Annotated in this window: 35 protein-coding genes, 2 pseudogenes and 1 riboswitch; of the genes and pseudogenes, 35 read left to right on the top strand and 2 right to left on the bottom strand. The window is 40.6% G+C overall.

Annotated elements, in window-relative coordinates; all coding sequences use genetic code 11:
- The first annotated feature begins 67 nt into the window (after nt 1–67).
- The 3 genes from QRX25_RS10200 (at nt 68) to pbuX (ending at nt 3,783) form a co-directional block, all read left to right on the top strand.
- Complete coding sequence (locus QRX25_RS10200) at nt 68–1,570, top strand: carboxypeptidase M32 (RefSeq protein ID WP_212098043.1); 1,503 nt, start codon at nt 68–70, stop codon at nt 1,568–1,570.
- Between the two features lie 132 nt (nt 1,571–1,702).
- Nucleotides 1,703–1,802: riboswitch (purine riboswitch) on the top strand.
- Nucleotides 1,803–1,897: 95 nt separating this feature from the next.
- Entirely contained in the window at nt 1,898–2,482 is a 585-nt protein-coding gene (xpt, locus tag QRX25_RS10195; RefSeq protein ID WP_065981733.1) for a xanthine phosphoribosyltransferase, read from the top strand.
- Nucleotides 2,479–3,783 (top strand): xanthine permease PbuX, encoded by a 1,305-nt coding sequence (gene pbuX / locus QRX25_RS10190; RefSeq protein WP_212098040.1) that lies wholly within the window; start codon nt 2,479–2,481, stop codon nt 3,781–3,783. Before xpt ends, pbuX begins: the two co-directional genes overlap by 4 nt.
- Nucleotides 3,784–3,826: 43 nt before the next feature.
- Here pbuX and QRX25_RS10185 read toward each other — a convergent pair whose 3' ends face one another.
- On the bottom strand, nt 3,827–5,023 hold the full coding sequence (locus tag QRX25_RS10185) for a site-specific integrase (protein ID WP_025852637.1): 1,197 nt from the start codon (nt 5,021–5,023) through the stop codon (nt 3,827–3,829).
- Nucleotides 5,024–5,387: 364 nt separating this feature from the next.
- On the bottom strand, nt 5,388–5,765 hold the full coding sequence (locus QRX25_RS10180; RefSeq protein ID WP_014418220.1) for a helix-turn-helix domain-containing protein: 378 nt from the start codon (nt 5,763–5,765) through the stop codon (nt 5,388–5,390).
- Nucleotides 5,766–5,917: 152 nt separating this feature from the next.
- On the opposite strand from QRX25_RS10180, the gene QRX25_RS10175 reads away from it, so the two are divergent.
- The 32 genes and pseudogenes from QRX25_RS10175 (at nt 5,918) to QRX25_RS10025 (ending at nt 23,672) form a co-directional block, all read left to right on the top strand.
- On the top strand, nt 5,918–6,136 hold the full coding sequence (locus QRX25_RS10175; protein ID WP_025852635.1) for a helix-turn-helix transcriptional regulator: 219 nt from the start codon (nt 5,918–5,920) through the stop codon (nt 6,134–6,136).
- Nucleotides 6,137–6,148: 12 nt separating this feature from the next.
- Complete coding sequence (locus tag QRX25_RS10170) at nt 6,149–6,463, top strand: hypothetical protein (RefSeq protein WP_047935883.1); 315 nt, start codon at nt 6,149–6,151, stop codon at nt 6,461–6,463.
- Complete coding sequence (locus tag QRX25_RS10165) at nt 6,460–7,230, top strand: phage antirepressor KilAC domain-containing protein (RefSeq protein ID WP_212098038.1); 771 nt, start codon at nt 6,460–6,462, stop codon at nt 7,228–7,230. Before QRX25_RS10170 ends, QRX25_RS10165 begins: the two co-directional genes overlap by 4 nt.
- Before the next feature lie 100 nt (nt 7,231–7,330).
- Nucleotides 7,331–7,903, top strand: coding sequence for a helix-turn-helix domain-containing protein (locus QRX25_RS10160; RefSeq protein ID WP_212098036.1), 573 nt, complete (start codon nt 7,331–7,333; stop codon nt 7,901–7,903).
- On the top strand, nt 7,900–8,157 hold the full coding sequence (locus QRX25_RS10155) for a YqaH family protein (protein WP_212098034.1): 258 nt from the start codon (nt 7,900–7,902) through the stop codon (nt 8,155–8,157). Before QRX25_RS10160 ends, QRX25_RS10155 begins: the two co-directional genes overlap by 4 nt.
- Nucleotides 8,154–8,351 carry a YqaI family protein gene (locus tag QRX25_RS10150; protein ID WP_052586181.1) on the top strand — a complete coding sequence of 66 codons (198 nt, stop codon included), beginning with the start codon at nt 8,154–8,156 and terminating at the stop codon, nt 8,349–8,351. The genes QRX25_RS10155 and QRX25_RS10150 overlap by 4 nt, the downstream gene beginning before the upstream one ends.
- Before the next feature lie 101 nt (nt 8,352–8,452).
- Nucleotides 8,453–8,641 (top strand): YjzJ family protein, encoded by a 189-nt coding sequence (locus QRX25_RS10145; protein WP_099744998.1) that lies wholly within the window; start codon nt 8,453–8,455, stop codon nt 8,639–8,641.
- Complete coding sequence (locus tag QRX25_RS10140) at nt 8,638–9,558, top strand: hypothetical protein (protein WP_212098032.1); 921 nt, start codon at nt 8,638–8,640, stop codon at nt 9,556–9,558. The genes QRX25_RS10145 and QRX25_RS10140 overlap by 4 nt, the downstream gene beginning before the upstream one ends.
- Nucleotides 9,482–10,315 carry a PD-(D/E)XK nuclease-like domain-containing protein gene (locus QRX25_RS10135; protein WP_373925695.1) on the top strand — a complete coding sequence of 278 codons (834 nt, stop codon included), beginning with the start codon at nt 9,482–9,484 and terminating at the stop codon, nt 10,313–10,315. The genes QRX25_RS10140 and QRX25_RS10135 overlap by 77 nt, the downstream gene beginning before the upstream one ends.
- 197 nt (nt 10,316–10,512) lie before the next feature.
- Nucleotides 10,513–11,214, top strand: a complete 702-nt coding sequence (locus QRX25_RS10130; RefSeq protein WP_212098028.1) for a DnaD domain protein — start codon at nt 10,513–10,515, stop codon at nt 11,212–11,214.
- Nucleotides 11,099–12,046, top strand: coding sequence for an ATP-binding protein (locus QRX25_RS10125; protein ID WP_212098026.1), 948 nt, complete (start codon nt 11,099–11,101; stop codon nt 12,044–12,046). The genes QRX25_RS10130 and QRX25_RS10125 overlap by 116 nt, the downstream gene beginning before the upstream one ends.
- Entirely contained in the window at nt 12,043–12,174 is a 132-nt protein-coding gene (locus QRX25_RS10120; protein ID WP_289707640.1) for a hypothetical protein, read from the top strand. The genes QRX25_RS10125 and QRX25_RS10120 overlap by 4 nt, the downstream gene beginning before the upstream one ends.
- Nucleotides 12,175–12,280: 106 nt before the next feature.
- Nucleotides 12,281–12,709 carry a RusA family crossover junction endodeoxyribonuclease gene (locus QRX25_RS10115; protein WP_047935875.1) on the top strand — a complete coding sequence of 143 codons (429 nt, stop codon included), beginning with the start codon at nt 12,281–12,283 and terminating at the stop codon, nt 12,707–12,709.
- 48 nt (nt 12,710–12,757) lie between these two features.
- Complete coding sequence (locus QRX25_RS10110) at nt 12,758–12,922, top strand: hypothetical protein (protein ID WP_212098023.1); 165 nt, start codon at nt 12,758–12,760, stop codon at nt 12,920–12,922.
- An 82-nt stretch (nt 12,923–13,004) separates the two neighbouring features.
- Entirely contained in the window at nt 13,005–13,208 is a 204-nt protein-coding gene (locus QRX25_RS10105) for an XtrA/YqaO family protein (protein ID WP_212098020.1), read from the top strand.
- Nucleotides 13,209–13,243: 35 nt separating this feature from the next.
- Nucleotides 13,244–13,501: a hypothetical protein gene (locus QRX25_RS10100; RefSeq protein ID WP_212098017.1), complete on the top strand. Its 258-nt coding sequence runs from the start codon at nt 13,244–13,246 to the stop codon at nt 13,499–13,501.
- Between the two features lie 298 nt (nt 13,502–13,799).
- A complete protein-coding gene (locus QRX25_RS10095; protein WP_289707639.1) occupies nt 13,800–14,501 on the top strand; it encodes a hypothetical protein in 702 nt (233 codons plus the stop codon).
- Nucleotides 14,502–14,591: 90 nt separating this feature from the next.
- Nucleotides 14,592–14,716, top strand: a pseudogene (locus QRX25_RS19840) (hypothetical protein); the annotation flags it as partial.
- A gap of 14 nt (nt 14,717–14,730) precedes the next feature.
- Nucleotides 14,731–15,245 (top strand): annotated as a pseudogene (locus QRX25_RS10090) (sigma-70 family RNA polymerase sigma factor).
- A 104-nt stretch (nt 15,246–15,349) separates the two neighbouring features.
- On the top strand, nt 15,350–15,550 hold the full coding sequence (locus QRX25_RS10085) for a hypothetical protein (RefSeq protein WP_289707638.1): 201 nt from the start codon (nt 15,350–15,352) through the stop codon (nt 15,548–15,550).
- A gap of 33 nt (nt 15,551–15,583) precedes the next feature.
- Complete coding sequence (locus QRX25_RS10080) at nt 15,584–15,775, top strand: hypothetical protein (protein ID WP_094296131.1); 192 nt, start codon at nt 15,584–15,586, stop codon at nt 15,773–15,775.
- 7 nt (nt 15,776–15,782) lie between these two features.
- Complete coding sequence (locus tag QRX25_RS10075; RefSeq protein WP_072177182.1) at nt 15,783–15,995, top strand: helix-turn-helix domain-containing protein; 213 nt, start codon at nt 15,783–15,785, stop codon at nt 15,993–15,995.
- A gap of 138 nt (nt 15,996–16,133) precedes the next feature.
- Entirely contained in the window at nt 16,134–16,283 is a 150-nt protein-coding gene (locus QRX25_RS10070) for a hypothetical protein (RefSeq protein WP_169800257.1), read from the top strand.
- Between the two features lie 252 nt (nt 16,284–16,535).
- Nucleotides 16,536–16,748 carry a helix-turn-helix domain-containing protein gene (locus QRX25_RS10065; RefSeq protein WP_032863616.1) on the top strand — a complete coding sequence of 71 codons (213 nt, stop codon included), beginning with the start codon at nt 16,536–16,538 and terminating at the stop codon, nt 16,746–16,748.
- A gap of 189 nt (nt 16,749–16,937) precedes the next feature.
- Nucleotides 16,938–17,750, top strand: coding sequence for a hypothetical protein (locus QRX25_RS10060; protein WP_032863619.1), 813 nt, complete (start codon nt 16,938–16,940; stop codon nt 17,748–17,750).
- Between the two features lie 22 nt (nt 17,751–17,772).
- Complete coding sequence (locus QRX25_RS10055; RefSeq protein WP_032863621.1) at nt 17,773–18,492, top strand: hypothetical protein; 720 nt, start codon at nt 17,773–17,775, stop codon at nt 18,490–18,492.
- 306 nt (nt 18,493–18,798) lie between these two features.
- Nucleotides 18,799–19,164 carry an HNH endonuclease gene (locus QRX25_RS10050; protein WP_212098009.1) on the top strand — a complete coding sequence of 122 codons (366 nt, stop codon included), beginning with the start codon at nt 18,799–18,801 and terminating at the stop codon, nt 19,162–19,164.
- A gap of 228 nt (nt 19,165–19,392) precedes the next feature.
- The gene (locus tag QRX25_RS10045) at nt 19,393–19,908 is read left to right on the top strand and encodes a phage terminase small subunit P27 family (protein WP_046341352.1); all 516 of its coding nucleotides are present in this window, start codon (nt 19,393–19,395) and stop codon (nt 19,906–19,908) included.
- A complete protein-coding gene (locus tag QRX25_RS10040) occupies nt 19,905–21,614 on the top strand; it encodes a terminase large subunit (RefSeq protein WP_212098007.1) in 1,710 nt (569 codons plus the stop codon). Before QRX25_RS10045 ends, QRX25_RS10040 begins: the two co-directional genes overlap by 4 nt.
- Nucleotides 21,615–21,627: 13 nt before the next feature.
- A complete protein-coding gene (locus QRX25_RS10035; protein ID WP_174532511.1) occupies nt 21,628–21,798 on the top strand; it encodes a hypothetical protein in 171 nt (56 codons plus the stop codon).
- Between the two features lie 4 nt (nt 21,799–21,802).
- Nucleotides 21,803–23,083, top strand: a complete 1,281-nt coding sequence (locus QRX25_RS10030; RefSeq protein WP_174532512.1) for a phage portal protein — start codon at nt 21,803–21,805, stop codon at nt 23,081–23,083.
- Nucleotides 23,046–23,672: an HK97 family phage prohead protease gene (locus tag QRX25_RS10025; RefSeq protein WP_099743834.1), complete on the top strand. Its 627-nt coding sequence runs from the start codon at nt 23,046–23,048 to the stop codon at nt 23,670–23,672. Before QRX25_RS10030 ends, QRX25_RS10025 begins: the two co-directional genes overlap by 38 nt.
- The last annotated feature ends 14 nt before the right edge of the window (nt 23,673–23,686 follow it).

The following is a 23,686-nucleotide window of genomic DNA, read 5'->3' as shown; positions in this document are numbered from 1 at the left end:
CGGGAAGTTGACTTTATCACGGCGTTCCATTAGCCTGTAATTGATAGTGAAAAGGGAGGGAACGGATATGGATTTACATACATATGAAAAAGAGTTTTTTGATCTGCTAAAAAGAGTATCCCACTATGAAGAAGCCATTGCGCTTATGCATTGGGACTCAAGAACGGGAGCCCCGAAAAAAGGCTCTGATGACCGTGCGGAAAGCATCGGTCAGCTGTCGGCTGACGTTTTTCAAATCCAGACATCCGACCGGATGAAAGAGCTGATTGACATCCTTCTCGCGCATGCCGAAGAGCTGCCTGAAGATACAGTGAAAGCGGCGGAACTTGCAAAAAAAGATTATGATCATAATAAAAAAATTCCTGAAGATGAATATAGAGAATACGTCATTTTGACATCGAAAGCTGAAACGGCTTGGGAGGAGGCAAGGGCGGCTTCTGATTTTTCTATGTTTGCTCCTTACCTTGAGAAGCTGATTGACTTTAATAAGCGGTTTATTTCTTATTGGGGTTATGAAGACCACCCGTATAACGCATTGCTCGATATTTTCGAACCGGGTGTTACGGTAAAGGTGCTGGATCAGCTGTTTTCTGAATTGAAGGAAGCGATTATTCCGCTTGTCAAAAAAGTGACGGCATCTGGCAATAAACCGGACACCTCCTTTATAACAAAAACATTTCCGAAAGAAAAACAAAAAGATCTATCATTGTATTTCTTAAAAGAGCTCGGATATGAGTTTGACGGAGGCCGCCTGGACGAGACGGTGCATCCGTTTATGACGACAATCAACCGCGGCGATGTGCGGGTCACGACCAGATATGACGAAAACGATTTCCGTACCGCGATTTTCGGAACGATTCATGAATGCGGGCATGCGATCTACGAGCAGAATATTGACGAAGCGCTGAGCGGAACGAACTTATCTGACGGTGCATCCATGGGAATCCATGAATCCCAATCGTTATTTTATGAAAACTTTATCGCCAGAAATCAACATTTCTGGACCGCATATTATGAAAAAATGATTGAGGCTTCGCCTGATCAATTTCAAGATGTAAAAAGGGAGGATTTCGTACGCGCCGTCAACGAGGCGAAACCGTCCTTTATCCGAATTGAAGCCGATGAGCTGACGTATCCGCTTCATATTATTATCCGTTATGAAATTGAAAAAGCGATTTTCAGCAATGAAGTGTCGGTGGAAGAACTGCCTGCATTGTGGAATCAAAAATATCATGATTATTTAGGCATTACGCCGCCATCTGACGCAAAAGGCATTTTGCAGGATGTTCATTGGGCAGGCGGCGATTTCGGTTATTTCCCTTCCTATGCGCTCGGATATATGTATGCGGCTCAGCTGAAGAATACCATGCTTGACGATCTGCCTGAATTTGATCAATTAATAGAACGGGGCGATTTTGAGCCGATTAAGCAATGGCTGACCGAAAAGGTTCATCAGCACGGAAGACGGAAACTGCCGCTTGATATCATTAAAGATGCAACGGGAGAAGAGCTGAATGTCCAATATCTCATTGAGTATCTCGTCGGCAAATATTCAAATTTATATTTATAAACGAAACGCCCGGTATACGCCGGGTGTTTTTCTAAAGATTCTAAAAAGACGAATAATAGAAATTGATTCTTTGTAAAAGTTCGGAAATATTCAAATTTCTCTATGCAAAAGGACTGTATCTTGATATAATTTGATTAATATCATACGAACACTCATATAATCGCGTGGATATGGCACGCAAGTTTCTACCGGTCACCGAAAATGACCGACTATGAGTGAGCAATGGGACGGTTTTTCGGCCGTTACGTGTAGATTATTCGGCATTGCTTGCTCTTTTTTGAGAGCGGGCAATGCTTTTTTTATTTTATATAAGCGGGGGTAATCATTGTGGAAGCATTAAAACGAAAAATAGAAGAAGAGGGAATCGTTCTTTCTGACCAAGTGCTGAAAGTTGATTCTTTTTTAAATCATCAAATTGATCCGGTTCTCATGCAGCAGATCGGCCAAGAATTTGCGCGCCGTTTCGAAAAAGACGATATCACAAAAATCGTCACGATTGAATCTTCGGGCATTGCCCCTGCGGTGATGGCAGGTCTTGAGCTCGGTGTTCCTGTCATCTTTGCGAGAAAAAGGAAGTCTCTCACGTTAACGGATGACCTGTTGACGGCGTCCGTCTATTCTTTTACGAAAAAAACAGAAAGTCAGATTGCTGTCTCCGGCAGTCACTTATCTAAAGAAGACCGCGTGTTAATCATTGACGACTTTTTAGCGAACGGACAGGCGGCAGAAGGGCTTTTGTCCATCGTGAAACAAGCTGGTGCAGCTGTTAGCGGAATCGGGATTGTTATCGAAAAATCATTTCAGCCGGGAAGAGATGAGCTGGTGAAAAAAGGATGCCGGGTCGAATCACTGGCGAGAATTCAATCGCTTGAAGACGGAAAAGTGACATTTGTACAGGAGGTCCGTTCATGAAAAACGGCTATGCCAAAACACTTTCCCTCGGTATTCAGCATGTGCTTGCCATGTATGCCGGCGCCGTTGTCGTTCCATTAATTGTAGGAGCGGCACTGGGGCTGAACGCAGAACAGCTGACTTATCTCGTTTCAATTGACATTTTTATGTGCGGGGCGGCTACGCTGCTTCAAGTGTGGAGAAACAAATTTTTCGGCATCGGCTTGCCCGTTGTGCTCGGCTGTACGTTCACAGCGGTGGCGCCGATCATTTCCATCGGTAAGGAATACGGGATTTCGGCCATTTACGGAAGCATTTTGGCATCGGGTCTGCTTGTCATTCTGCTGTCTTTTTACTTCGGCAAGCTCGTCGCCTTTTTTCCGCCTGTCGTAACTGGATCTGTTGTAACAATTATCGGAATGACCTTGATGCCGGTTGCGATGAATCACATTGCCGGCGGGGAAGGCAGCAAGGATTTCGGTGATCCGGCTAACCTTGCCCTCGGATTTACGGTGCTCGTCATCATTGTGCTGCTTTACCGGTTTACAAAAGGATTCTTGAAATCCATTTCGATTTTAATCGGTATTGTCATCGGGACGGCTATCGCTTATTTTATGGGAAAAGTGCAATTTGACAATGTGGCGAACGCTGATGCCATTCAGATGATTAAACCGTTTTACTTCGGGACGCCGACATTTCATGCGGCACCGATTATTACGATGTCCATCGTTGCCATTGTCAGTCTTGTTGAATCCACAGGCGTCTATTTCGCTCTCGGTGATCTGACAAATCGGCGCCTGTCTGAACGTGATTTAGCAAAAGGCTATCGCGCGGAGGGACTGGCGGTATTCATCAGCGGCATTTTCAATGCGTTTCCGTACACGGCCTATTCCCAAAACGTCGGGCTCGTGCAGCTGACAGGAATTAAGAAAAACGCGGTCATCGGAGTCACGGGTGTACTCTTAATGCTCTTCGGCCTTTTTCCGAAAATCGCAGCCTTCACGACCATCATCCCATCTTCGGTGCTGGGCGGTGCGATGGTAGCCATGTTTGGCATGGTCATTTCTTACGGCATTAAAATGCTCAGCCAAATTAACTTTAAAAAGCAGGAAAACCTTCTGATCGTCGCGTGTTCGGTCGGATTGGGACTCGGTGTAACCGTCGTTCCCGATATGTTTAAGCATCTGCCGTCTTACTTAAATCTTCTGACCACAAACGGAATCGTCGCCGGAAGCTTTACCGCCGTTCTTTTGAATATTGTTTATAATATGATTCCTAAAACGAAAAAAACCCTTGATGTGACAAGGGTTCAAGAGGGTTAGTCACCCGTTTTTCTTAAAAAAATAACATTTTAATAACATTTCTTTATGAAATCCCGAGATCGAGGATGCTTCCGAAAGTTTGCTGAACTTTTTGCGAGGCATCCTCTTTCATTTTATTTGTAACGTGGGTATAGATTTTCATTGTTGTTTTCACATCATCGTGGCCGACTCTTTTCATCACAGTCGCAATATCGACACCTGCTTCAGCTAACATACTGATATGTGAGTGTCTGAATATGTGAGGAGTCGCATGTTTTTTTATGGATGTTTTTTTTAGAATTCTTTCCATCCGATATATGATGCTTTTTGGCAGGTAAGGGTACCCGTTTGCTCTTGCGAAAATAAAGTTTTCATTATGGTACTCAGATAATTTTGTTTGTGATTGCAAATGCATCTTTTTCACTTTCGTTTTATAAGCTTTCAGCATGGCTATAATTTGATCGTCTATAGCAATTGTTCGAATTGATCCAGGTGTTTTGGGTGGAGTTAATTCATACTCTCTCATGTTATTACTTTCTGAATAAATTGTTTTAGTTATCCGGAGTTCTTTTGTTTCGAAATTGATGTCAGACCATTTGAGGGCACATAACTCCCCGGATCGCATACCTGAAAAAGCAAGTAAATAAAATCGTTCCAGATCCATGTGTAGACCGTGATTTTTAACTGCTAAAAGAAATTCCTCGATCTCCGATTTTTCGAGGTATTTTTCAGCTATGTTGTTATTTTCAATTTCTTCAACGGTTATTCTTTTTTTAGGCACTATAGCGTCTGCAATAGGATTGCTCTTGAGAAACTTTACTTTAACAGCATACTTAAATATCATGCCTGCTGTCGTATGTACTCCATTCATAGTGCTTCGTGAATACCCTTGTTCTGCTAGTTTGTTAAGTATTTTTTGATACTGTCTCAAGGTTATTTTATTGATGATGGATTTGGCAATGTAGGCATTTAATATTTTTATCTCTTCTCGTCTGATTCGGACAGTGTTCTTTTTCTTCCCTGTTAACATATACTCTTCCAACCATTCGGCTGCGACTTGATCAAAAGTTATCTTTTTCACTCTTGATTCATCGATGCCATCTTCATTTAAAGCTGCAATTGCATCACGGACTCTTTGCTCGGCTTCTTTTTTTGTTTTGCCCCGCCGCGGAATTTGCTTTCGTTTGCCGGTGACTGGGTCACGAGGGCCTTCTCCAACTGCTAACCATTTTTTACCCTTGATTAATTCTTTGGTATACATTCTTTCACCTCTTAGACTAAGTATAGGAGTTGTTTTAAATACAAATGAAATTAATAAGTAGGGGGAGGAGAGTTGATGCATTCTGAAAAAGAACTTATGTTCTGGTGTTTTGTTTAAAGAAAAGCCCTAAAAGGGCTAATCAAAATTTTAAAAAACAGGACTTTTCTCAACGACTCGATTTTTACTGATGAGATTCCGTTCAAGTCCGGATCAGTTTCAGATGAGAATAAGATTGAAACCTCTTGAACCATAAGGGATTAGGAACATGGTGAAATTATCCTTTCGGATCGGGTTCATTTGTATTCCGGTTCAAGTTCCGATCTTATTAGTAAACAGAAATAACTTAATAAACAATAAAGAATAATTACTTTTCCTCTTTTTTGTTTTTGAAATTCTCTGCAATCATTTTTTCAATTCCATCAAGTCGCCTTAGAGCATCTGCAAGATATTTATCTTTTTCATCCTCCGTCATCAGTTCCTGTCCTTCGACATTATCAAAACGAACATCATTCTGCTTACGGAGTTCTTTAGCTTTATCTTGGTAGTACTCTTGACCTCTTAACAAGTAATCTGTAGAGACTTCAAAGAAATCAGCTATTTTAACTAATGTTTCATAGTCTGGCTGTCTATGGCCTCTTTCATAATTAGCATATGTGCCCCTGTGAACGCCAACCTTTTCAGCCATTTGTTCTTGTGTTAACTTCTTGCCTTTACGGAGTTGAATTAACCGGTCTTTAAACATAATTTCACCTCATTCAATAAACATTATAACGTGTCGAAATGAAACAAATAAAGTTTTGTGTCAAAACGACGAAAAAGTTATTGACATTGTTTCTAATGGACGATATCATAAAAACAAATGATTCGTTTCGACGCAAATAGGGGGTGAATCTATTGAGGAAATGGTTGATAGACATCCGTGGAGACAAAAGCCAACAGGAAACAGCTGAGGAAATTGGTATCTCTAGAGGTGCTTACGCGAACATTGAATTAGGAAAGAGAAATCCTTCAGTAAAACTAGCAAAGAGAATTGCTAACAACTTTGATGTCGATTGGACGCTTTTTTTTGAAGAAAATGTCGTCGTTTCGAAACAAAAATCAAACACAGCATAGGAGGTACCAAATATGTTTACCATGCAATACGACGATAACTTCATTGATCAAATTGCAGCAAAAATTGCTGAAAGAGCAACAGATATGTTGGTCGAGCGGCTAGGGGCGTTGAATGAGCTTCCTCACATCTTAACCAGAGAAGAAGCGATGAAAGTACTCAGATGCGGTCAAACAAAAATGTCTGAACTCATGTCGCGACCTGATTTCCCGGTAAATGATGAGTTCGGCAAGAAAATTCCAACTCAGCTGCTTTTTAAATGGATTGAAAGAAATACCCGTTGGGTGGAAGAAAACACTCAGTATTTCCGTAAGGGGGCAACCGCATGAATCAAGTACAAACATTCAGAAATGGAATCTTCCAAGTTGAAGCCAAAATTGAGGATGATCAAATTCTCTTCAATGTTGAACAGGTAGCAAAATCACTTGGCTTCACACAAACCAAAAATAACAAAGAGTACATCAGGTGGGAAACGATCAACAGGTATTTAAACAAGTATCTTTCCCAAGAGGTTGGGAAAGGCGATTTCATCCCTGAATCACTGGTGTACAAGCTAGCTTTCAAAGCATCTAATCAAATTGCTGAGCAATTCCAAGATTGGTTAGCAATTGAAGTCATCCCTACAATCAGAAAAACTGGGGGATATGTCGCAAATGATGAACAGTTCATTCAGACATATTTGTCGCATGTAGACGAACATACTAAATTACTTTTCAAAACAACCCTTCACACACTAAAAGAGCAAAATAAGCAAATTGAATCTATGAAGCCAAAAGCTCTTTTCGCCGAAGCTGTGGAAGCGTCTGAATCGTCTGTGCTTGTTGGCGAGCTAGCGAAAATCATTCAACAGAATGGCGTTAAGATTGGGCCTAACAAGTTATTTCAATGGCTCCGTGATAATGGTTATCTGATTCGTAAGACAGGCGAGTCTTTCAATCTACCGACACAGCGAAGTATGGATATGGGTCTCTTTGAAATTAAGAAGAGAACAATGAATAACCCTGACGGTTCAATTAGAACCACACGAACACCAAAGGTAACAGGAAAAGGTCAGATTTATTTTGTGAACAAGTTTATTTCGTCAGAAACTGCTTGAAACAATTTCTATAAAACTGTGGAAATCAAATTGGACAACCTTATTCCTTCATTACTTAAATTTTACCAGTGAAAAACTGAATATATCAGGAGGCAAACATATGGAGAACAACCCATACAATTTGCGAAATTTACCGCAGATTATGCGTGGTGTCCGAAAATCGGCGGGCCTTGCACAGTATCAAATCGGTAATTTAATTGGGGGAAAGGATCAACGATATGTTTCTGATGTGGAAAATGGCTTTAGTAAACTCACTCCTGAACTATGCATCAAGTGGTTTGAAGCATGTGAAGCCTATGAACATATTGATCTCGTGCATTATCTTTTCCATCTGCACCCAACAGCGGCTGCGCCCATTGATCCTGCATTAAATGAAAGTGCAAGTGCTGCGGTAATCAATATGGTCCATCAGTTGGAAGAGGCCTTAGAAGCAACAAAACACCTAGCCCGTTGGCTGGCACGTGATAGGCCGGGTAGGAGGGCAGGGGAACTGCCAATGAGTGATATTAAACAGATTTTCGATCTTATCCCGGCAAACAAGACACTCATCTATTCACTAGCCCGCGGACACGGTTTAAAGATACAAGAACTAGCGGATAGATGGACAAGAAAAGCGCTAGTTGATCAAGTAGCAATGGCAAAACATGAGGAGAGGCAGGCAATTACGATATGAACACCAATCAATTTCTTACATCAGATTTAGAAGCAGCTAAACGGAAAGTGGATTCAGCTGAAGAGTTGGCAATTATGCTATGCGAGGCATTACGTGACGGTGATTACGAGGAAGCTATTAGCTTAGCCGGAAGCATAAAAGTTTTGACGGAGGATATTAACCGGTTAGCAAACAAAGGCCGTTTGTACGATGTAGCTATGAAAATGCAGCAGCGCGGTATTAATTTAACTGTAATAAGCAGGTGCTCGCAATGAACATTGAAAATCCAATGGTCTTGAACAACTGGCACGACAAAACGTCAGAACCTGAAATGAAAAAGGATTTTTTTGGGGACACCATAATGCCATCAGATGATTATGTAATCGACAGCAGCGAGGTAATTTTGAGGGATAATCTTGAACGGTACTTAAAGGAGCAGCTTGGTTTTGAATTTCAAACAGCGCAATAAAAAAGCCCACTCGGCAAAGTGGACTTCGTAAGGCGTTTTGATTATTGATTGGAATCTAATTATATCAAAACGCCTCATAGAAAACAATGGAGGTTTTATAAATGGCAAAATCAATTACAGTGTCATTCAGCGACCGGGCGGACGACCAGGAACGTTTAAGTCAGGTTGGCGGTTCAATTACATTTGACAAGTATGGCTGTCCTGTATTCAGTTTTCCGTCAATGGACGCATACCGAGAATGGCAGAGGCGCGGCACAGAAGCTTATTTAAGAGAGGTGGCAGCAAAATGAATGGATTGTCTCAGGTAGATTACTCAGATTATATGCCGGCACCTCAACAGGTAACCAGCGTGACTACTGAAGCTATGGTCAGTCGTCAAGCTCAAGAGGTACAGGCTGCTATGGTCATCGCTAAGAAATTCCCGAGGGATGTATACGCGGCGTTCGATCGGATTAAGAAAGCATGTGAACGGAGACTGTTGGCCGAGAATGCGGTGTACGAATATCCACGTGGCGGCTCAAAAGTATCCGGTCCGTCTATACGTCTCGCTGAAGCGTTGGCGCAGAACTGGGGGAACATTGATTACGGGATTATGGAATTGGAACAGAAGGCAGGAGAATCGTCTGTAATGGCTTATGCTTGGGACCTTGAAACGAATACCCGTCAAACCAAGATTTTCACGGTTAAGCATGAACGGAAAGCGCGGGGAGCTATTACAAAGCTTGATGATCCAAGGGATATTTATGAAATGGTTGCCAATCAAGGCGCGCGCCGGTTGCGTGCCTGCATACTTGGAGTAATTCCAGGCGATATCGTAGATGCTGCGGTGGACATGTGTCAGCAAACTTTGATCAGCGGTCATAAAGAACCTTTGGAGGATCGTCTCAGAAACGCTTTATCTCTATTCAAAAAAGAGTTTGGTGTTACTAAAGAAATGATTCAGGAATACATCGGCAGTGATGTTGATGCCTTCACAGAACAAGACTTTTTGAAGATCGGGCGCATCTATACTTCTCTGCGTGACGGCATGGCAAAAAAAGAGGATTACTTCAATATCAAGGCCACAGGCGCGACTAGGTCAAAGGCCGAAGAAGAATTTAAAAAGCAAAAAGAGCAAGCTGAGAAGGCAGATGAAAAAAAGAAAAAGGCTGGTGATCCTGCTAATGAGGGCGATTCCGGCGCTAAACAAGGAGAATTACTATTCTAACGAGATTGATAGATATTATATGTCAAATTCACAATATAAGAGCTTTCTGCAATGCGAGGCGGCAACAATGGCCAAGATTAACGGTGAATGGGTGCCGCCGGGTTCAGAGGCTCTCCTCTTCGGTCAATATGTTCATGCCTGGCTTGAAGGGAAACAGGCTTTTGATGAATTTAAAAAGAACACTCCATCACTTTTTACACAAAAGGGCCAGCTGTTCAAGCAGTATCAATTGGCTGATCTAATGATTGAGGCAATTCAACATGACGAACTCTGTATGTTCGTTCTGCAAGGAGCAAAGGAAGTTATCGTAACGGCCGAACTCTTCGGTGTTCCGTGGAAAGGCAAGCTGGACGTATACAACCCGGCCGGCAGCCGTTTTGCAGATCTGAAAACAACCCGTTCACTTCGAGAAAAGGTGTGGAATCCGGAAATAGGCTATTGCTCGTTTGTCGAAGCATACGGATACATCGGACAGATGGCGCTCTACGCAGAAATGGAAAAGCGTATGACTGGGCGTAACGAGTGGCTTGAGCCTCTTATCGTAGGAGTGTCTAAAGAGGCCCCCCCGGATAAGGCAGTCATCAATATAGATAAGGGCCGAATGGAAGTAGAGCTTGAAGAGATGGAACAGCATATGGATCGTATTCTGCAAGTAAAATACGGCGGTGAAAAACCGGAGCGGTGTGAGAGATGCAAATATTGCCGTGCAACAAATCAATTAAACAGCATCATTCATTTCTCGGAGCTGATCAGCTGATGGAAAAGGATTTAATTAAGGTTCCGATTCCTCATTGTTATTACTGGCTGGTTAAGACAGTAAGACGTGATATGAGGAAGGGCTTATATACACGGTATGTAACGGACTATCTGAAGACCAATGAACCATCTTTAGAATTAACAGATATTGATTTTAAGGTTCTAATAGCAGTGTGTAAAAGGAAGTAGGTGAGCGATATGGATAATCAAGGTTTAGGGTATGTCATTTTACCCCGCCTGCCATTTAAAGATTCACGCGATGAGACAATATACGATCATTTATTCAAACGGGCAGAGTATCGAGCAGATAAAGATTTAGAACTTGGTCAGACAATCATCAAGCTTGTGGATCTAGCAAAGCGCTTTAATTGGTCATCCGATCAGATCAAATACTCGTTAGACAGAATGGTCAAGCAGGAGTATTTAAAACTGGACCGGCTGCCGCAAAAACGCGGGTTTATCGTCACAGTCTTGAATTATGCGGAGTACATACAGCTAGGAAATTACAACAAAAAGAAAGACCCGTCACCAGAGCCGCTAGAAAGAAAGGAAGTCGATGAAAAAATGAAAAATGCCTTTGAACTATTCGAGAACAAAGTCGCTCGTACTATCGGACCAATTGAAGCTCAGCGAATTGGCTATATGGTTGAAGATTACGGCGAGGAGAAGGTCATGGAGGCTATGAAACAGGCTTTCAGGAACAAGGGCAGCAAGGTTGGTTTAAATTACATTGAAGCAATTCTATCAAATCCGTTTACACAGAAGAGAAAGGAGAAAAAACAGCATGATAGCTCACAAAACACAAAGTACGGACATGGCAATGGCGGGCATTCTCAAAAAACTACGGGACAGGTCAGCGCAATTTTCAGCGGAACAGGCCGTCTCAGAAAAAAAGGCTGAATATGATTGCCCTGACTGCAAGGACAAAGGCATCATCGTTTATCGGGTTCACCAAGATACCGAACGTCAGCTGAGAAAAGAACAGAAAACAATGGAGAGTCTTAAACCTGATCAAATGGTAAGGGAAGAGGATTACCTTGCAGGAAAAGTGTGCTTACCTGATAAGGCCCGGGAGTGGAAAACCACGTACTCCAAGCAATGTAAGTGTGTAAAACGGAAAAAGATCGCCCGGCTTATGAAGGCCAGCGGCATTACGGAGGAATTTGAAATGCTTTTATTCGGTAATTTCATTACAGATGGCAAGCCGGACATGATCAAGGACGCGTATGAGTGCGCTATGGAATACTTTAAGGATTTTCAAAAGATAAAAGGAGAACGTTCGAACAGCATCGCCCTGCTTGGGCAACCTGGCAGCGGAAAAACGCACCTATTAACGGCAATCATGAACAACCTTATTAAGAAAAAGTCTATTTACTGCATGTATTTCCCTTACGTTGAAGGTATGGGAAATTTAAGAGACAACTTTGATCAACTGGAGTCCAAGCTTGATGCAATGAGAAAGGCTGATGTTCTATTCATAGACGATTTATTTAAGCCAGTAAAGGGAGAACCGCGGGCGACAGATTGGCAGGTTGAGCAGATCCAGTCGGTCGTTAATTATCGCTACCTGAACCACAAGCCACTGCTGATTTCCTCAGAATTGGATACAGCAGCATTATTAGATATAGACGAAGCGCTCGGATCTCGGATACATCAGATGTGCCGTAATTATACGGTAATCATCAAGGGAGACCGAATGCAATTAAATCATAGGTTAGGAGAATGGGAATGAGCTTAAAAACGAACGTTCAAGGATCCGGAGGGATTTATATGTTCGGCCCGGCTGAACAGACAGGCGGACAGGACCTCACACCAGCGATTAGGATCCTGGAGGAGAAAATAAGGCAAATGGAGCTGTGAGGAGTGCTTAAAGCAGTTGCGGCGCTGCCAGTCATATTACTGACTGCACCTTACAAGGAAAAGCAGATCGAGCATTGGGAACAGATTGACGGGAGGTAAAAAGCTGTTGAGTTCTATTCAGTTTATTGTTTACGGAGAGCCGATCGCACAAGGACGGCCGCGGGGATCCATTCAAAACGGAAAGGTTAGAATGTACGATCCTGTAAAGTCAAAAAATTTTAAGCAGTACGTGGCACTGGTTGCGTCTCAGCATCGACCGAAGCAGGTTATTACTGGTCCTGTCGCAATGGAAGTCAGAGTATTCAGACCGATGCCGAAAGCTGTATCCGGATCCAAGAGGAAAAAGGAGAACGCTGAAAAAGGACTTTTACGCCCTGTAACAAAGCCGGACGTCGATAACTATGTAAAAGGTGTCAAAGACGCTTTAAACCATTTGATATACAAGGATGATAGTCAGGTAGTCGATTTGAAAGTCAGCAAGTTTTACAGCGAAGAGCCGCGGGTGGAAGTCATTATAACGGAGATTGTGTCATGACACGCTTTTTCTATGGATCCTAAATCAAATAATCAGGAGGTCAACAACATGCAAGAAAACAACAATAATCCTTATGTGTCAGGACCGGTGAAGGAATGGAAGATGACGCCGGAAGAACTAGCAGCATATGTCGAAAAACATCCAATCATATACCGAGAGGAACTAAAGCCGTCTCCAGCGTTCACAATGAGCGGCTGGGAGAACCCCTACTAAGGGCATAAAAAAACACCGAAGCTTATGCCTCAGTGCTTATGATTCGAATTGGTACTTCTATCATAGCACAGGAGGAGTCTAGGTGTACAACCCCCAAGAAATTAAAAATCATGAAGGAAGTATTCAGCAAAGTATGGAGCCTGGGAAAATCCGTATCATCGTTTTAGATGGTACTGAAGGAACAGCGTATGTATTGGATGTCCCAGAGCACGGAAAGACCATCATCCAAACCTCAAAAGGCAGCTTTGCACGAGTCGATCACGAAATAGGATTCAAGGTGAAATAAAACGAATGTAATTATTCAGCAAAGGGGTTTTTGAATTGATGCCATTACAAGTCAAATTACAACGTGTCGTCAAAGCAACGAAAGATGAAGCGATGACCGTCGAACAGGCAGCAGAATATTTGAAAGTTCCCAAACAATATATACCGGTCCTTGTAGCGCGTTCAGATGATTTAAAGATGATTGGTGATGAAACAATTATTGCAAAACGGGATAAAATGAATGCTTGGTTGATATGGACTGCAGTTGTGATTGTGTTCTTCGTTATCTCCGCATGGGATAGATTAGTGGGTTAACAAACCAGCTTGGTTAGGGTCAACCTCCAGAACTCTGTGTAAGTGAACATATGCCCGATAAAACAAACAAACGTTGAACCTGTTTAATGACTTAACATAGAGGTATAACTCAATTTCAGATTAAATTAAGCAAATGCTGGGATCTTCCGATATAGAATATGTAAACATATTACTAAAGAAAAAAGGAGGATTTAATTGACAGAGTTTTTGGAAGGTTATTGCTAGTTTCCTGAATGTACCGAGTGGAATTGTCTTAGGTATAGCGATCTTTACAGGGGGAATTATTAAGGGGGGACCATTGACTTTTATTACTTCTCATCATGTGGAAAAGGCGTTATTAACTAAAGAAAAACGTTTTATGTTAGAGCTCTTTTTTTATTTGGTAAAGTCAATATGCTTTTCATGTCTTTTTTTATTATTTGTATTCTCTTCTAACTTTTATGACTTTATAGGGAATAATATGTTTGTCAGCTCTACTATTGCAGGAGTTTCATTAATTTTAGGTCAACTTATCTTCGTATTTTTCGCCTTGTTAAATGATAATTCTGGGATAAAAGTTGTTACAGCTCTAAATGAAAAAATTTCATACAAATGGAAAATGGCGCTATTCTTTATTTTCTTTATATGCTTTTTAATTGCATATTTTTATGTGAATGGTTTGATTGTGTATTCCTTTAAAAGTAGTGTTATTAGTATTGGGGATATTTTGTCTATATTTATCATTTCATTTATTTTTTCTCTGGCTATTCCGAAAATATTTAGCTCGTTCTCAAAATATTTACAATGGGAAATTAAAAAAGGAGTTTATGTATCCGATCCAGATAGTGAAAAGGATAGTAAAGAGAGCAGTAAGTGGTTTATATTGTATCCAATAAATAAAGAAGAAGTTTTATTAGGGGATAACCCTGTAGCTAAAAAATCCAAGTCCATCAGAATTGTTTCAAGAGATTTTATCCTTGACAAGGAAATTAAAGTGAAAGATTTGATAGAAACTAAATAAGTCCAAGACGGAAAGCCTGCGGACACTGAACTTACAGCATTAGCGCTGTTCGTTCGGTGTCCGTTTTTTATTTGAACGGAGGAATGACATAAAGCAGGAAAGAAAAAGCCCAATAAAAACACGCAGGAGCGATCGGATCGCTTTTGGCGGCAAATGATGGGGCAGACATGCAAAGACTTAAACGAGGCAAGGACGGCGCATTTAAGCGCAAATAATGGGAGGAATCAGAATGCAGGATTTAATCATTGAATACAAACGAGCTTTAAGAGAAACAAGAAAAATGTATCGGTTCTACAAAGATACAGCTGAAGTCAATCTGACGGCTGAACAGATCAACGATAAAAAGATTATCAGTAGCATGATCAGTGATATTGAATTCACTCTCGAATGGCTGCAGAGTGGAAGACAGCCCGGCGCCCGCCGTGGTGTTGATAGAAGAGACGCTTATCAAAGAACGATTCTTGCTGATCCGCGTTTAATTGATGCGCTGCCGGAAGAATATGCAATCGTTCAGGAAGCTGAAGGGGAGGTAAGCGATTGGGATAAGGAAAGAATCGCTGACGCCCTTCCGTGCTCACAGAAAGAGAAAAAGACATATTCATTATGCATGCTGTGCAAAACATGTCTTTCGAAGAGATAGCGCAGTTATTGGGGATTAAAAAAGGAACTGTGCAGAAGAACATTGAACGTTCCCGTTTGAAAATGAAAAATAGAGCAGATCACAGCCTATTCTGTTTAGCATGAATAGGCTCTTTTATATTGGAGAAATAATGAAAAAAATCCATGAAATAACTTGACGTAAGTAAAGTAGTGAGGTATAATTAAAGTATAGAAAGGAGGGAAAGAAAGTGGCTGAAATCGCATTAGTACTGGGGATTATCCTCACAACTCTCACAGTTGTTGAAAAAGTCCTCATCATAAGAGAAAAGCTTAAATCAAAAAGCCCAAAATCAAAAAACGCCGTCGACCAAGAAAGCGCAGATGATTTTGAGCCGAGGGAGAAGGTAGTGCTTCTCCCTTGCTCCAAGTATAACAAATCCAGCGAATAAAGAAAACACTTGAAAGCCAGCCACTTTCAAAAAATGAAAAGTGTACAGTCTACTACCGATATTGTTGTTCTTCTCGCCCTGGCGTATATGCTGTTTTTCCGTCAGGATGTGGCAGCAGGGCCATTGAAAACAGCTCTCGACATCAGTCTAATCATTTTATTTATTGTTTCGATCATTGAGAAAGCATTTTCCCTTTACTTGAAATATCGCGAGAAAAAAGGATGATTCAAAAATGTACAAGCCTAAAGAGCGTGATGCAATCAAGAAATTCTTGAATGAAGAGATACTCAATACAAGTGAAGCGCTTGAGATATTGGGGTTCACCCGTCAGTATCTGAACCAGTTAGTAAAGACCGGCGAATTGGAGCCAATGAAAGAAATGCCTCGGGACAGGCTTTTTCTGAAAGAGGATATTTTGGATTTTCAAAAGAATAGACGGAAATGAGCATCCGAAAAATAGGGTGCTTTTTTTATGTAATGAAAAATATTTATTGGAAAAAAATCAATATTTTTCATATATTTATATTGACGGTGGTAAATATAAGTGTTATAATTAAAGTATCGAAAGGAGGTGTTAACGAGCATGGAAATCGTTGAATTCATCCTTAGGGATACAGCTTGGTTAGTCGGAATTCTCGTTGGGATTACGACACTGATCAAGAACATCAAAGACCTAAAGGGTGAAAAAAACAAAAAACGACGTTCTCCCGGCAAGAAGAAACGTCGCAATTAACACACGAGGGGAATAACTTCCCCTTCTAATAATATAACATTAAACAAAACCATTGAAAAATTCCATGCTCGGGGATAATGAAAAAAATATTAGACTCAACAACACTGTTATTTTTCGTCTTATTCTGCTTACAATTCGCTCGAATGGATTATAACAACCTTACTGTACTGGACATAATATCAATAGTGCTGGCAGTTATCTGGCTTACGCTGACAATTATAAACGTAGTTATGAAATGGAGGAATTCAAAGGATGGATAAGTTTGTATTTAGTGATGTCGAAGAATTGAGAGAGTTCCTTGATAAAGAAGTCATAACCACCTCAGAAGCGGTCGAAATCATCGGATGCAGTCGACAAAACCTTAAACAGCTAGTTGATCATGGAACGCTGAAGCCAATCAAAACAACGAATAGAGATCGTCTTTTCTTAAGAAAAGATATTGCGGCTTATAAAAAGAAACGTTAATTCCATCTATAATAAAATGATGTTTTTCGTCTTACAGTTGCCACCTATTTATGAAGAAAACTTATTATAGACTTTACCTTGCTTCCTAACAATTATAAAATTACAACATCCATTGTTTTATTAACACCTGTTTTAGATTAAAATGATATTGCTCAGAAAATTTTTTTGACTCTCTGTGAGGTGAGTAATATGGACTTGAAAAAATGGTTCGCAAACAACAAATGGATCTATTTGACCGTATTATATATAATCGCAATGATCTTCCAATTCTCAATTAATAAATGGCGTTTTATTATAACTCCTGCTGGGATTGGTCTTATTATAGCTCTTTTAACTACTATATTAACCAATTCAAAGGCAGTTAAAAAATTTCTGCGCAAGATCAAATACTTTATTGGTTTCTCTATGTTTAAGTGGGAAGCACAAGCAGACTTTACAATAAAACGTGATAACATCAATTCTACATTAGAAGCAGAAGAAGAGAAAATCTTAAAAATCCTGCTATTATCACTTAAAAATAACAAAGAAAACCATAATAAAAAAGATGTGCGTATATCTTATAGTAAGCATAGAAATATGATATTAACCATTAAGGACTATGTCGTCGACATGGAATTTTCTCTAACAGACTTAGCTGGTATTGATGATGACGGTGATGAAGTAATAGCACTAAAAATAAAGACAATTGCCTCCTTGCGTTATAAGGACAGCAATAAAGCTATTGAAGGTATACTGTTAGAGTTTTATTATCAACTCTGTAAAAAATATGAACCATCGTATGAAAAGTACACATTTACGATAGAGCCAGAAAAAGCAGGTAAAGATTACATGAAAAAGATTTTTATTAACGAATACGATCCTGATGAAATCACGGCCTTTGAAATTAGAAACAATAATACACGCTATAATGAATTTGTCACACAAAAAAGTATAAATTTTGTAACAAAAAGGAGAGATGAACTAAAGAATTTGGTAAAAAGTGCGATATTAAGATTGTCTTAACCAAAAATGGAGGGTTGCAATCTTGGCACAGTCTATCAAAATGCACAAATTACAAACGACACCGGAAAGTTATCCTGTGGAGTCAGAAGAAGTAAACACAGGTATTAGTGCTGTATCATTTAAAACGAAGGTTGAACACATTGGACAAAGTGAATATGATGGTAATTTAAAAAAATTAAAAATCACTCATGAGGTTGGGGGAGTTTTCCAAGGGAAGGGCATTCTTGAGGATGGTTCTATCCATGATATTATAGCTACTGCCTCATCTGAAGAGTTTCCTTGTTTTGTTAAAGAAGAAAGGTACTTATATACTTCAGGTACCAGAAGAGAAGTTTCATCACAAGCATTAAGGAGACTAAGAAGATTTAGGAAACATGATAATCAACTTATTGCTGAAAACATAAAACTAAACTTGTTAGACTTTAAAAGCTACCTAGAGGATTCAGAGGAAGGCAATATAAAGGGTGGCTGGTTTAGAGGCATGGCGGTTAGAAATGTTGAGGTGGCATACCTAGGCGGTGGAGCTGTTACTGAGAGTGATGATTGGGATCGTTATGAAACGAGTGGTGGAGAAATCTCGGCTCTTCGAATAGACCTGCCTTTAGGAGATTTAGAAGATGAGCCTACCAAGGTCTTATTAACGCGTGACGGTAACTGTGTCGTATATAAAAATGTGGGAGAGTTTGGATTGTTAAATATTGCAATGCCTCTCTTTAATGCAGTTGAGCAATTTATTGAATAAGAAATCAATAAACTTAAGCATCCTTCGGGGTGCTTTTTTATATTCCCTGTAAACTGATTCCGGTAAATCTCAAGGAGACAATTGGCGGCTAACGGCTTGAGTACGGTGTCGGTTTAGAGGGAATGTAAGGAGGTTGCAGCATGGGATTCATAACACAGTATGGAGAGAGCATAGAAAAAGAGACGAAGACATGTAAGGGCATAATTATGGCGGGACAGAATGAAGGGATATTGATGGAATCAATGTATATGAACTTCAATTCTTTTTGGCATTCACACCGAAACAAAGGAACAAGGATGTAAGTTCATGCCGCCCAAGCCCCTAAAGGAATGTGCCGCCCGTGGTTGCCGTGCCCTTACTCGGGATAGGTACTGTGATACACACAAGACACAACAACAAGAAGAAACAAAACATTACAACAAACATTCAAGAAACAAAACAATAACAAGTTTTTATAAATCAACTGAATGGAAACGAACAAGACAACTTGCTTTGATACGAGACAATTATCTCTGTCAGCATTGTTTGAAAGCACACTGCTTCACTCCGGCTGACATGGTGCATCATATAGTGGAAGTAAAGCAAGATTGGTCGAAACGATTGGACATAACGAACCTTGAAAGCTTGTGTAATGCCTGTCATAACAAGACTCACGGCAGAAAGGGCAAGTGACCCTCCCCCCCCTAACAAATCTCTGGAAGGGAAACGAACGGAGAACGGCGATCCCCCTTCTGTAAACAAACACCGCTTTTCAAAGTTCCGAAAACAGCAAAAAGCCCCCTTGGCGAATTTGCCGAGAGGGCTTGATACGACTGGTTTTATGATTGATTCCATCGTATCACGATTGATGAAAAAAACAAGCAAAAAACTTACTTTTTTGAAACGAAATGAGGTGAAAACATGCCGAGACCTGCTAAATCTGCAACACTTCAATTAATTCAAGGCAATCCTAACAAAAAGAATACGGATGAGCTGGCTGCCCGTGCTGAGCACGAAAAAAAGATAAAAATGCGCTCCGACAATATTAAAGCGCCGCCTTGGTTAAATAAAGTTGCGAAAAAAGAATTTAAAAGGGTTGCTGCTTTGTTATCTGAGGTGGAGATTATCACTGAAGCAGATATCAGCATGTTGGCCGCCTATTGTAATGCATACTCTCAGTATATTTCCATTTCAGAAATCATTGAAAAAGATGGGATTATGGTGCATACCGAGGGACAGGATGAGGATGGAAATCCTATTCAGTTGATTGGTGAAGAGCATCCGTTATTGAAGCGGCAAAAGAATTACTATGATCAAATGAAATCAGCTGCGAATGATTTCGGCCTTACGCCATCTGCCCGAGCAAAACTCGCGATTACCCGAACACAGGAGGAGCGAGAAAAGACGGCTGCAGAAAAGGAGTTTGGTAATGTATGAAGACAATAAAACAATTTCTTATTGATTACTCACGCGACGTTATATCGGGTGAGATTGTCGCATGTGAAAAACACGTATGGGCTTGTCAGCGTTTTTTAAATGATATCAGCCGGGAAGGTACCAGAGAGTTTCCGTACGTCTTTGATGATGAGAAAGCGCGTCGCTTTCTTTACTGGATGACACAATTCAAGCATACGAAAGGGCCGTTGCAAGGTGAAAATATTGTGCCGGAGCCTATTCAAATATTTATTTTCGGCAATGTGTACGGGTGGGTGCATAAGGATAACGGCTATCGACGATTTAAAAAAGTGTATTGGCAGGTTGGCCGTAAAAACACAAAAACACAAAGCCTAGCATGTGTTGGATCCTATGAGGCAATGGCTAACGACGAATACATGTCCGAGGTTTACATAGGTGCAACAAAAACGGAACAGGCGAAAATCTGTTGGAATGAAATTAAAGCACAGATTATGCAAAGTGACCTTTTGAATAAGCCAGAGAAGAAATACCGAATTGCTTACGGTAAGATTGAGCACCCCAAAACACAATCGAAAATCGAGGCGCTCTCTAAAGATGCCGGAAAAACAGGGGACGGGTTCAACCCGCAATGCGGGATCATCGATGAATATCACGCCCATAAAACCTCAGAGATTTACGATGTACTCGCTTCTGGTATGGCTGCTCGTGCTCAACCGTTAATGATGATTATTACGACAGCAGGGTTTGAACTAAATAATCCCGCCTATCGTGTGGAATACGATTACGTTTCACGTATACTGGATCCCAATAAAGTTGAGCAAAATGAAAAGTATTTTGTAATGATTAATGAATTAGATAAAGACGATGACATTAAAGATGAGCGCAATTGGATAAAAGCAAACCCTATTGTGGCAGCCAACGAACACGGGCTAAATTACTTGCGTGGAGAATTGGAAGTAGCGCTTGCTGTGCCGGAGAAGATGAGGAATTTCATGACAAAGAATATGAACATTTGGGTTAATATGCGCGAGAATGGTTACATGGATATGCAAGCTTGGGCGGATTGCGGTTCGGATGAATTTCCGGAGCTGAAGAACCGAGAATGCTATGTTGGCATTGACTTGTCAAAAACGATTGACTTAACCGCAGCATCTTTCATCTTTCCGTTAGATGACGGTAGTTTTGCTGTTGATAGTCACGGTTTTATGCCAGAGGATACATTCCATGAGCGGATGAACACGGATAAGGTCCCTTATGATGTATGGGAGAAAAAGAACTGGTTAACAACAACAGATGGAGCTGTCGTCGATTACGATTATATCAGAGCGTATATTAAGAAAATGGAGAAGGAACATGGCTGGCGCATCAAGGAAATTGGATACGATCCATATAACGCTACTCAGTTCGCTCAGCAAATGGAGGCAGACGGATATGTAATGGTTGAAATCCGCCAAGGAGTGGCTACTCTCTCAGAGCCGACAAAAGACTTCAGAGCAAAGGTCAAGTCTAAAAAAATCATACACCCGAAAAATGATCTTCTAACTTGGGCAATGGGGAATGCTGTAACAAAAGTGGATGCTCAAGAGAACATCATGCTGGATAAATCAAAATCAACCCAACGGATTGATCCGGCCGCCGCGCTTGTGAATGCGTATGTACGGGCTTCTCAAAACAATAATGAGGTTGATTTAAACGCATATATCAAGTCAGCTTCATTCTCTTTCTAAAGGTGGTGTAGGAGTGAAGAAAATACTGACAGTCATGATGCTTTTTTTAAATGATTTTCTTTTTATCATAGGTGCTGCTTTTATAACTGCAGCTGCATATCGTTTTCACACAGACATCGGTCTTGTTTTGACAGGTGTCTTTTTTATATTTTATGCACTGCTGCTCAGTAAGAAAAGGAGGTGATTAATTGTTTTTGGAAGGGCTGTTTTCTAAGAGATCAAATGATGCAGAGCCTTGGGGCCTCGCAAATCCTCCTGATTGGATTATAGATATGTTCGGCGGCTCAAAAACAGCTAGTGGTGAACGCGTCAGTGAATCAACAGCACTCATCCACCCTGATGTTTTTTCGTGTGTAAATGTATTGTCTGATGACATTGCAAAGCTTGCCGTCCATACATTCAAAAAGAAGCAAGGAAATATTATAAGCAGTATGGATCATCCGGTTGCCCAATTGCTTTATCTCAAACCGAATCAATACATGACGGCTTTTACTTGGAAAAAACTCATGATGACTCATGCTTGTACGTGGGGGAATGCCTATTCTTATATAAAAACAGATCGGAATGGCTTTATTACAGCTCTATTGCCATTAAATCCTGCCAATACGCAAGCATATGTAAACCCAAACACAGGTATGCTGTGGTATGAAACTGTCATTAATTCCAAAAGTGTTGAATTGTATGCAGATGAGGTCTTGCATTTCAAGGGTATGACAGAAGACGGGATCAACGGTAAGAGTCCTATCGGAGTTATAAGGGAGCATATAGGTGCGCAGTCGGCAGCCACAAAATTTAATGCGAAATTATATAAAAATGATGCGACACCTCGTGGAATTTTAAAAGTTCCGACTTTAATAGACGAAGATGCAAAACAGCGGGCTAGAGATGAATGGGAGAAGGTGAATGCCGGGCGGAACATTGCAATTATAGATGCCGGTCTTTCTTATGAATCAATATCTATGCCGTTGCAAGAAGCTCAGTTTGTGGAGTCTATGAAATTTAATAAGGCACAAATCGCATCTATTTTTAAAGTTCCATTGCACAAAATCAATGAGCTGGACCGGGCAACATTCAATAATATTGAACACCAATCGATTGAATACGTAAAAAACACGCTGCAGCCGTGGCTGGTTTCTTTTGAACAGGAAATTATTACGAAACTCTTTACTGATGAAGAGATTAAAGACGGGTTCTATATCAAATTCAATGTAAACAGCGAGCTGCGCGGTGATGCGAAATCTAGAGCGGAATATTATGAAATTATGGAACGGATCAGTGCATTAAATATAAATGAAATTCGTGCTTTTGAAGAGAAAAACGCAATTGAACACGGTGATAGGCACCTTGTATCGCTTAACTATACATTCCTTGATTCATTGGAGGAGTATCAAATGAACAAATCAGGTTCCGTTAAGGGAGGTGAGGACATACATGAGCAAGGAAGTTCGCCACCTAACAACGAAGATTGAGTTGCGTTCTGCTGGTGAAGGAGAAGAAAAAAGAGATTTTATTGAGGGATACGCCTTAAAATTTGAAAAATGGTCCGAGCGATTAGGCGGATGGTTTAAAGAAATCATTAGCCGGGATGCATTAGCTTCCACCGACCTTTCAAACGTAGTTGCGCTTTTTAATCACCGCCAGGATTATCCATTAGCGAGAAACACCGTTTCTGGCGATACTGGGCGGCTTGAACTGGAGACAGATGCTATCGGTCTAAAATTCCGTTTTACCCCCACAGATACGACGTATGCTAAAGATTTAATGGAGAATATCAGAAGTGGAGTCATTAATCAGTGTTCCTTTGCTTTTTCACTGAACTATAACAAGAATGAGCCGGATGAATGGCGCCATAATGATGAAGAAGATGTTTATGAACGTCGCATCAATAACATCGAACGTATTTTTGACATATCGCTTGTTACAACACCTGCTTATAACGATACGGAGGCTGTAATCGGTGAACGCAGTTTAGAAAAAGTCGAACAGATTAAAGAAATGCGCGATGCACCAATAGAAAAACTAAAAATGGAATTAGAACTGTTAGACCTAACGTTGTAGGTCTATTTTTTACG

This window comes from Bacillus sp. L381 (assembly GCF_030284525.1).
Taxonomy (GTDB): domain Bacteria; phylum Bacillota; class Bacilli; order Bacillales; family Bacillaceae; genus Bacillus; species Bacillus amyloliquefaciens.
This window is presented reverse-complemented; position numbering and strand designations above follow the sequence as displayed.

Coding starts and splice junctions, on each gene's coding strand:
- QRX25_RS10200 (WP_212098043.1), top strand. CDS start 68: ATGGATTTACATACATATGAAAAAGAGTTTTTTGATCTGCTAAAAAGA.
- pbuX (WP_212098040.1), top strand. CDS start 2,479: ATGAAAAACGGCTATGCCAAAACACTTTCCCTCGGTATTCAGCATGTG.
- QRX25_RS10185 (WP_025852637.1), bottom strand. CDS start 5,023: ATGTATACCAAAGAATTAATCAAGGGTAAAAAATGGTTAGCAGTTGGA.
- QRX25_RS10180 (WP_014418220.1), bottom strand. CDS start 5,765: ATGTTTAAAGACCGGTTAATTCAACTCCGTAAAGGCAAGAAGTTAACA.
- QRX25_RS10170 (WP_047935883.1), top strand. CDS start 6,149: ATGTTTACCATGCAATACGACGATAACTTCATTGATCAAATTGCAGCA.
- QRX25_RS10165 (WP_212098038.1), top strand. CDS start 6,460: ATGAATCAAGTACAAACATTCAGAAATGGAATCTTCCAAGTTGAAGCC.
- QRX25_RS10160 (WP_212098036.1), top strand. CDS start 7,331: ATGGAGAACAACCCATACAATTTGCGAAATTTACCGCAGATTATGCGT.
- QRX25_RS10155 (WP_212098034.1), top strand. CDS start 7,900: ATGAACACCAATCAATTTCTTACATCAGATTTAGAAGCAGCTAAACGG.
- QRX25_RS10150 (WP_052586181.1), top strand. CDS start 8,154: ATGAACATTGAAAATCCAATGGTCTTGAACAACTGGCACGACAAAACG.
- QRX25_RS10145 (WP_099744998.1), top strand. CDS start 8,453: ATGGCAAAATCAATTACAGTGTCATTCAGCGACCGGGCGGACGACCAG.
- QRX25_RS10140 (WP_212098032.1), top strand. CDS start 8,638: ATGAATGGATTGTCTCAGGTAGATTACTCAGATTATATGCCGGCACCT.
- QRX25_RS10135 (WP_373925695.1), top strand. CDS start 9,482: ATGAAAAAAAGAAAAAGGCTGGTGATCCTGCTAATGAGGGCGATTCCG.
- QRX25_RS10130 (WP_212098028.1), top strand. CDS start 10,513: ATGGATAATCAAGGTTTAGGGTATGTCATTTTACCCCGCCTGCCATTT.
- QRX25_RS10125 (WP_212098026.1), top strand. CDS start 11,099: ATGATAGCTCACAAAACACAAAGTACGGACATGGCAATGGCGGGCATT.
- QRX25_RS10120 (WP_289707640.1), top strand. CDS start 12,043: ATGAGCTTAAAAACGAACGTTCAAGGATCCGGAGGGATTTATATGTTC.
- QRX25_RS10110 (WP_212098023.1), top strand. CDS start 12,758: ATGCAAGAAAACAACAATAATCCTTATGTGTCAGGACCGGTGAAGGAA.
- QRX25_RS10080 (WP_094296131.1), top strand. CDS start 15,584: ATGAAAAGTGTACAGTCTACTACCGATATTGTTGTTCTTCTCGCCCTG.
- QRX25_RS10075 (WP_072177182.1), top strand. CDS start 15,783: ATGTACAAGCCTAAAGAGCGTGATGCAATCAAGAAATTCTTGAATGAA.
- QRX25_RS10070 (WP_169800257.1), top strand. CDS start 16,134: ATGGAAATCGTTGAATTCATCCTTAGGGATACAGCTTGGTTAGTCGGA.
- QRX25_RS10065 (WP_032863616.1), top strand. CDS start 16,536: ATGGATAAGTTTGTATTTAGTGATGTCGAAGAATTGAGAGAGTTCCTT.
- QRX25_RS10060 (WP_032863619.1), top strand. CDS start 16,938: ATGGACTTGAAAAAATGGTTCGCAAACAACAAATGGATCTATTTGACC.
- QRX25_RS10050 (WP_212098009.1), top strand. CDS start 18,799: ATGCCGCCCAAGCCCCTAAAGGAATGTGCCGCCCGTGGTTGCCGTGCC.
- QRX25_RS10045 (WP_046341352.1), top strand. CDS start 19,393: ATGCCGAGACCTGCTAAATCTGCAACACTTCAATTAATTCAAGGCAAT.
- QRX25_RS10040 (WP_212098007.1), top strand. CDS start 19,905: ATGAAGACAATAAAACAATTTCTTATTGATTACTCACGCGACGTTATA.
- QRX25_RS10025 (WP_099743834.1), top strand. CDS start 23,046: ATGAGCAAGGAAGTTCGCCACCTAACAACGAAGATTGAGTTGCGTTCT.